The sequence below is a fragment of the Anoxybacillus sp. MB8 genome, assembly GCF_011006755.1.
Lineage (GTDB): Bacteria > Bacillota > Bacilli > Bacillales > Anoxybacillaceae > Anoxybacillus > Anoxybacillus gonensis.
The window spans coordinates 125,308-131,645 of sequence record NZ_RXXX01000004.1; the positions used below are offsets into that span (position 1 = coordinate 125,308).

Annotated in this window: 7 protein-coding genes; 4 read left to right on the top strand and 3 right to left on the bottom strand. The window is 41.7% G+C overall.

Annotated features, from left to right (window positions below; all coding sequences use genetic code 11):
- Window positions 1-88 precede the first annotated feature (88 nt).
- The 4 genes from EKC99_RS03040 (at window position 89) to EKC99_RS03055 (ending at window position 2,868) form a co-directional block, all read left to right on the top strand.
- Window positions 89-529, top strand: coding sequence for a MarR family winged helix-turn-helix transcriptional regulator (locus EKC99_RS03040; protein WP_009360941.1), 441 nt, complete (start codon window positions 89-91; stop codon window positions 527-529).
- A 56-nt stretch (window positions 530-585) separates the two neighbouring features.
- Window positions 586-984 (top strand): DoxX family protein, encoded by a 399-nt coding sequence (locus tag EKC99_RS03045; protein WP_163150448.1) that lies wholly within the window; start codon window positions 586-588, stop codon window positions 982-984.
- Window positions 985-995: 11 nt separating this feature from the next.
- On the top strand, window positions 996-1,700 hold the full coding sequence (locus tag EKC99_RS03050; RefSeq protein ID WP_163150450.1) for a pirin family protein: 705 nt from the start codon (window positions 996-998) through the stop codon (window positions 1,698-1,700).
- Between the two features lie 190 nt (window positions 1,701-1,890).
- On the top strand, window positions 1,891-2,868 hold the full coding sequence (locus EKC99_RS03055; protein ID WP_020424526.1) for a LacI family DNA-binding transcriptional regulator: 978 nt from the start codon (window positions 1,891-1,893) through the stop codon (window positions 2,866-2,868).
- 21 nt (window positions 2,869-2,889) lie between these two features.
- Here EKC99_RS03055 and EKC99_RS03060 read toward each other — a convergent pair whose 3' ends face one another.
- From EKC99_RS03060 to EKC99_RS03070, 3 genes are all read right to left on the bottom strand, one after another.
- A complete protein-coding gene (locus EKC99_RS03060) occupies window positions 2,890-4,080 on the bottom strand; it encodes an MFS transporter (protein ID WP_163150452.1) in 1,191 nt (396 codons plus the stop codon).
- 133 nt (window positions 4,081-4,213) lie between these two features.
- The gene (locus EKC99_RS03065) at window positions 4,214-5,902 is read right to left on the bottom strand and encodes a formate--tetrahydrofolate ligase (protein WP_163150454.1); all 1,689 of its coding nucleotides are present in this window, start codon (window positions 5,900-5,902) and stop codon (window positions 4,214-4,216) included.
- Between the two features lie 173 nt (window positions 5,903-6,075).
- A partial coding sequence (locus EKC99_RS03070) for a zinc ribbon domain-containing protein (RefSeq protein WP_163150456.1) occupies window positions 6,076-6,338 on the bottom strand: 263 nt, incomplete at its 5' end.

The following is a 6,338-nucleotide window of genomic DNA, read 5'->3' on the forward strand; positions in this document are numbered from 1 at the left end:
TCATTCCCAAACAAAATACAATATATATTGACAACTTACTTTTCGTAAGTTTATAATTATCTTGAAATCAAGATAAAGGTTGATGCATATGAGCCAAAACGATCAAACATTATCATTAAAACTATTCATTGTCCTTTCTAGAGCACATAAGGCGGTGTCGGAACATGTAAAACATGACATTCAACGTTACGGACTAAATCCAACGGAGTTTGGTGTTCTCGATTTGTTGTATCATAAAGGAGCACAGCCGATTCAGCAAATTGGTGATAAAATTTTGCTTACAAGCGGAAGCATGACATACGTCATTGACAAACTCGAAGAAAAAGGATATATCGTCCGGCAACGTTGTGAAAAGGACCGCCGCATTACGTACGCTGTCATTACAGAAGAAGGAAGGACTCTGATGGATCACATTTTCCCACAGCACGCACAAAAAATGTTGGAAATTTTCCAATCTTTATCCACAGATGAAAAAGAAATGGCGATTCACTTGCTCAAAAAGATAGGTCTTTCATTAGCGCCTTTTTAAAGGCCTATCGCACAACTTTTATCTTGAAATCAAGATATATGAAAGGAGAAATGATTATGATGCACATCGGTATTTTACTCATTCGTCTAGCTGTCGGTTTAACTTTTATGGGTCACGGTGCTCAAAAATTATTCGGATGGTTTGGAGGATATGGCTTAAAAGGAACGGGAGGATGGCTTGAATCTATTGGACTAAAGCCCGGGGTGACAATGGCTCTCATTGCTGGATTAGCTGAGTTCGTTGGAGGGTTATTGTTTGCGCTTGGGTTGTTCACCCCATTTGCAGCTTTGTTAATCGCCGCAACGATGTTCGTTGCCATTGTAAAAGTACATGCACCAAATGGATTTTGGATTACACAAAATGGATTTGAATACAATCTCATTTTAATTGTGGTTGTCATTGGCGTTGCACTTATTGGCGCAGGCGACTACTCAATTGATGCACTTATCAAATAAGGAGGCGCACCATGATTCACGTATATCCTGCACATGAACGATTTGAATCAAACCACGGTTGGTTGCAAAGTTATTTTAGTTTTTCATTTGCTGAATATTTTGATCGAAAAAATATGAACTTTGGCCCATTACGCGTATTTAATGACGATATCATTGCTCCACAACGCGGATTTGGAGCACATCCTCATCAAGAAATGGAAATCGTTACAGTCGTCTTGAAAGGGCAACTCGAACATCGCGATAATCTTGGCAATCATCGCATCATCTCATTCGGTGAAGTACAACGAATGACGGCCGGAACAGGTATTGTACATTCAGAAATGAATCCGTCTACTACGGAAGAAGTCAATCTTCTACAGCTTTGGTTTTTACCTGAAACGTACGGTCTTACTCCGTCATACGAACAAATTTCATACGATGTTGAAAACATGAAAAATCGCTTATTGCCTATTGTTTCAAAAAAACAAGCCAGTGAGCAAGTTGCCTACATTCACCAAGATCTAACCATGTATTTATCCGATTTAGAAAATAACCAACAACTTACATTCCACCAACAAGAAGGACGCCGGATGTATGTGTTTGTTATTGAGGGAGAACTTGTGTTGAATGATGATACAATTTTACAACGTCGTGATGCCGCTCGTATCACAGATGTCACACAATTGCACATAACAGCGAACATAGACAGCCATTTTATGCTCATTGACTTACCGTAGTTGCCAGCTTGCCCATGAAAACGGGCAAGCTGATCTTCTTTTGGAAAAGACTTTTTTCATCATTATGCCGCTCGATTTCTTTCAATCCAATATCGTTCTGACTAAAATCCTCCTGAAATATGAAACCTTTTACACCTCCATCAAAAAAGAAGTAAAATATAACTATACGTTGTCAAAAGCAGGTGAAAATATGGCAAATATTCGTGAAATCGCAAAACGTGCAGGCGTTTCTGTTTCAACTGTCTCACGTGTGCTCAATGGGTATCCATATGTCAAAGAAGAAAAACGAAGAGCCGTATGGGATGTGATCCATCAATTAAACTATAAAAAAAACATTAACGCCGTTCACTTGTCGAAAGGAAGAACAAATATTATTGGAGTGATGTTACCGACTATCAATCACCCATATTTCAGCATGATTGTAGAGGGAATTTCCGAAGAAGCATTGCGATACGGATACCATCTTCTCTTTTTTCAAACAAACTATGATATACATAAAGAACAAGAAGCACTTGAAATGTTGCGTGTCAAGCAAATAGATGGCCTCATTATTTGTTCGCATACCATTCGTCTCGAAACAATTGCATCCTATACAAACGACGGTCCAATCGTTTTATGTGAAGATACATCAGAGCCGCATCTGTTTTCCGTGTATATCGACCATTACCACGCCTTTGCGCTTGGAATGGATTACTTAATAAAAAAGGGACATTGCAAAATCGGATATTGTCTCAGTCGACCAACGAGCATCAATAGCCAAAAACGGAAAGCAGCTTATAAAGATGCTCTTCAAAGCATACATGCTCCGATTCGTCCTGATTGGATGTTCCATCATTGTTTACATATGAGCGACGGAAAACGAATTGCATCTACCATTCTCTCTCTCAAAGAAAAACCGACCGCCTTGCTCGTTGCTAGCGATCAAGTTGCCGCAGGGATCGTTTTGTGGGGAAAAACATATGGATTACATGTTCCAAACGATTTAGCCATCGTTAGTTTTGATAATCATCCTATTTCAGAAGCGTTGCATATCACGACAATTGAGCTACCTCTTTCGCTTATCGGAAAAAAAGCTTTCCAGATGATATACGATTATTTTACGAATGATAAGACTCAACCAACAAAAGAAAAACTACCCGTCCGCTTGATCGAACGGGCATCTGTATAGTGGCAAACGACGAGCTTGCCACTATGCTTCTTTTGGCAACCAAAATGTCAACACGCCAAACAAAGGAAGAAAGCTACACATAACCATAAGTGTTTTTAGCGTATACACGTCTGCGATTTTGCCAAGTGCAACCGCTCCAAGCGCCCCCATTCCAAATGCGAGACCAACAATTAATCCAGAAGCCATCCCGACATTTCCTGGAAGCAATTCTTGTGCATAAACAACAAAAGTAGCGAAACTAGACGATAAAATAAAGCCTGTGACAAAAACAATTGGCAAAACAAAATGAAGTGGCACATATGGCAAAATGAGTGCAAACGGTGCCGTACCAAGCGTGGATGCAAAAATTAAATTTCGTCTCCCAAATCGATCAGCAAGCGGACCGCCAAAAACGGTACCGATCGCTCCTGCAATCATAAAAACAAACAAATACAGCTGCGCCTTACGAATAGAAATGTCGTAATATTCCATTAAATAAAATTGATAATAATTTGCAATCCCTGCATAATACCACGAACGTGCAAATACTAGCAACACGAGAAGAACGAGGGCAAATATAATTCGTTTGCTTGTATGTGTCTTTCCTTCTATTGTTCTGTTCGAACGATTTTTCAGTTGATGTAACTGAAGAGCGTACCATTTTGACACCCAAAATAAAATAGCCATTCCTAACGCCGCAACAATGACAAACCAACCTGCTCCCTTTTGACCAAACGGAACAAAAATGAGCGCTGTAAACAATGGGGCAAGGGCGTTACCTGTATTGCCACCAAGTTGGTAAATGGATTGAGCGAATCCCCTTCTCGCCTGCGCAGCAAAATAAACGACACGCGAACCTTCTGGATGAAAGATAGCTGAACCAAGTCCAATGAATAAAACGGACAATAACACAAAGAAAAAATTAGGTGCAAACGCTAATCCAACCATCCCTAACAAGCTCGCTCCCATACCCAACGGCAAAAAGCTCGGTGATGGATACCGATCGGAAAACAATCCGACAACCGGCTGTAAGATAGACGAAGTCATATTAAGCGTAAACGCAATCCAACCGATTTGTGTATAAGATAAGTGCATGGATGATTCTAAAATCGGAAACAACGCCGGTACAACAGCTTGCATCGCGTCATTCAATAAATGACCAATACTAATGGCAATTAAAATCGGATAAACGACTGTTTGCATATTTGTACGTTGTTCAACACTTGCTTGCATCTTCCTCTCTCCCTAGAAAACAAATTGAATATTTACATTATAATACCTTTTGTCAATCTTTCAATTTTTTTGCCTGTTTATAAAAAAAGCGCCCTATCTTACTGATAAGGCGCCTGTTCTCCTGATTAATCATTTAGAAAAGTCCACGCGCGTTTCCATGTTCGTCGACATCCATCTGAAGCGCTGCTGGTTGTTTCGGTAGCCCTGGCATCGTCATGACATCTCCTGTTAAGGCAACGAGAAAGCCAGCACCAATCGACGGTTTTAATTCGCGCACTGTAATAGTGAAATCGGTCGGGCGGCCAAGTTTTGTTGGGTCGTCGGAAAGCGAATATTGCGTCTTTGCCATGCAAATGGGGAACTTGTCCCACCCAAACGATGTAAATTGTTCGATTTGCTTTTTCGCCTTGTCAGAAAAAGAAACGTCGCTTGCGCCATAAACAATGCGCGCGATTTTTTGAATTTTATCCGTAATCGGTTCATCTAATTCGTATAACGGAGTGTACGTGCTTTTTGTATTTTCGATTGCTTCCAATACTTTACGAGCTAAATCAATTCCGCCATCTCCGCCTTTTTCCCACACTTCCGTTAACGATACAGGATATCCTTTTTCTTCACAAAATGCCGTTAATGCGTGAATTTCTTTATCTGTGTCCGTGATAAAACGGTTAATGGCAACGACAAACGGCAAGCCAAACGCTTGAATCGTTTCAATATGTTTCTCTAAATTGGCTAGTCCTTTTTTTAATGCTTCGACATTTTCGCTCGCTAACTGTTGTTTCCCTACCCCGCCGTGCATTTTTAACGCTCGAATCGTTGCGACGATAACAACAGCTTTCGGTTCAATTCCTCCCATGCGTGCTTTGATATGTAAAAATTTCTCCGCACCTAAATCCGCACCAAATCCCGCCTCTGTCACAACATAGTCTCCGAGCTTTTGTGCCATTTTTGTGGCAATGACGCTATTGCATCCGTGAGCAATATTGGCAAACGGGCCACCGTGCACAAGTGCAGGTACATGTTCTACCGTTTGGACTAAATTCGGCTTTAGCGCATCTTTTAGTAAAAGCGTGAGCGCTCCTTCGACGCCAAGATCAGCTACTGTAACAGGTTGACGATCCACATTATATGCTACCACCATGTTTGCTAAACGTCGCTTTAAATCTTGCAGATCGGTTGCTAAGCAAAACACCGCCATGATTTCAGAAGCAACAGTAATATCGAATCCGTCCTCGCGTGGCACGCCTTGCGTCGGTCCACCTAATCCGACCACGACTTTACGTAGCGCACGGTCATTTAAGTCCACTGCTCGCTTCCAAACGATGCGACGCGTATCGATTCGTAATTCATTTCCTTGATGAATATGGTTGTCAATGAGCGCAGCTAAGGCGTTATTCGCGGTCGTAATCGCATGCAAATCGCCAGTAAAGTGCAAATTAATGTCTTCCATCGGCAACACTTGTGAATACCCTCCACCTGTCGCCCCACCTTTTATTCCCATCGTCGGGCCAAGGGAAGGTTCCCGCATCGCAATCATCACTTTTTTACCGAGTTTATGTAACGCTTGACCAAGCCCAACAGTAACTGTCGATTTTCCTTCTCCCGCCGGCGTCGGATTGATCGACGTCACTAAAATGACATGGCCGTCTTGTTTCGTCGCTAACCGCTTCAGTGCATGAAGAGAAATTTTCGCTTTATAATGCCCATACGGTTCAAGCTCTTCTTCTAACAAATCCAGTTCACTTGCAATGTCTTGAATGCGCTTTAATTTTGTTTCTTGGGCAATTTCAATGTCCGTTTTGATCTTCGTCGTCGTTGTCATTGTTCAGTCCCCCAGTATAAAAATAATCCCCCCTTATTTTAGCACGATGACGTCAACTACCCAACGACTAAAGTCGTGGGCTTGCAACTCCCCAGAAGTGCAAGCGGATGTTATCCTCCTTCCTTCACTTGGGGTTGCATCAGGGCGGGCTGACAACTACCCAACAACAAAAGTCATGCTTTTGTTGTTTCTTCAACGATGTACTCGATTCCTTTTCGTTGAAGATTCATCGCACCAACTCGGTCGTCGTTTGATGTATATTGGCATGTTTGGCAACAGAACGTGTGCGTTTTCTTATTTCGATTCGCCTTTGCTGTATGTCCGCATTTTGGACATGTTTGGGATGTGTATGTTGGGTCTACCGCAATCACTTTGGCTTGGTGTTTGCGTGCTTTGTACTCGATTTTTTGTCTTAAATCATAAAACGCCCAAGATA

What these genes read in the sequence shown, in the direction of transcription:
- EKC99_RS03040 (WP_009360941.1), top strand. Translation starts at nt 89, where the DNA reads ATGAGCCAAAACGATCAAACATTATCATTAAAACTATTCATTGTCCTT.
- EKC99_RS03045 (WP_163150448.1), top strand. Translation starts at nt 586, where the DNA reads ATGATGCACATCGGTATTTTACTCATTCGTCTAGCTGTCGGTTTAACT.
- EKC99_RS03050 (WP_163150450.1), top strand. Translation starts at nt 996, where the DNA reads ATGATTCACGTATATCCTGCACATGAACGATTTGAATCAAACCACGGT.
- EKC99_RS03055 (WP_020424526.1), top strand. Translation starts at nt 1,891, where the DNA reads ATGGCAAATATTCGTGAAATCGCAAAACGTGCAGGCGTTTCTGTTTCA.
- EKC99_RS03060 (WP_163150452.1), bottom strand. Translation starts at nt 4,080, where the DNA reads ATGCAAGCAAGTGTTGAACAACGTACAAATATGCAAACAGTCGTTTAT.
- EKC99_RS03065 (WP_163150454.1), bottom strand. Translation starts at nt 5,902, where the DNA reads ATGACAACGACGACGAAGATCAAAACGGACATTGAAATTGCCCAAGAA.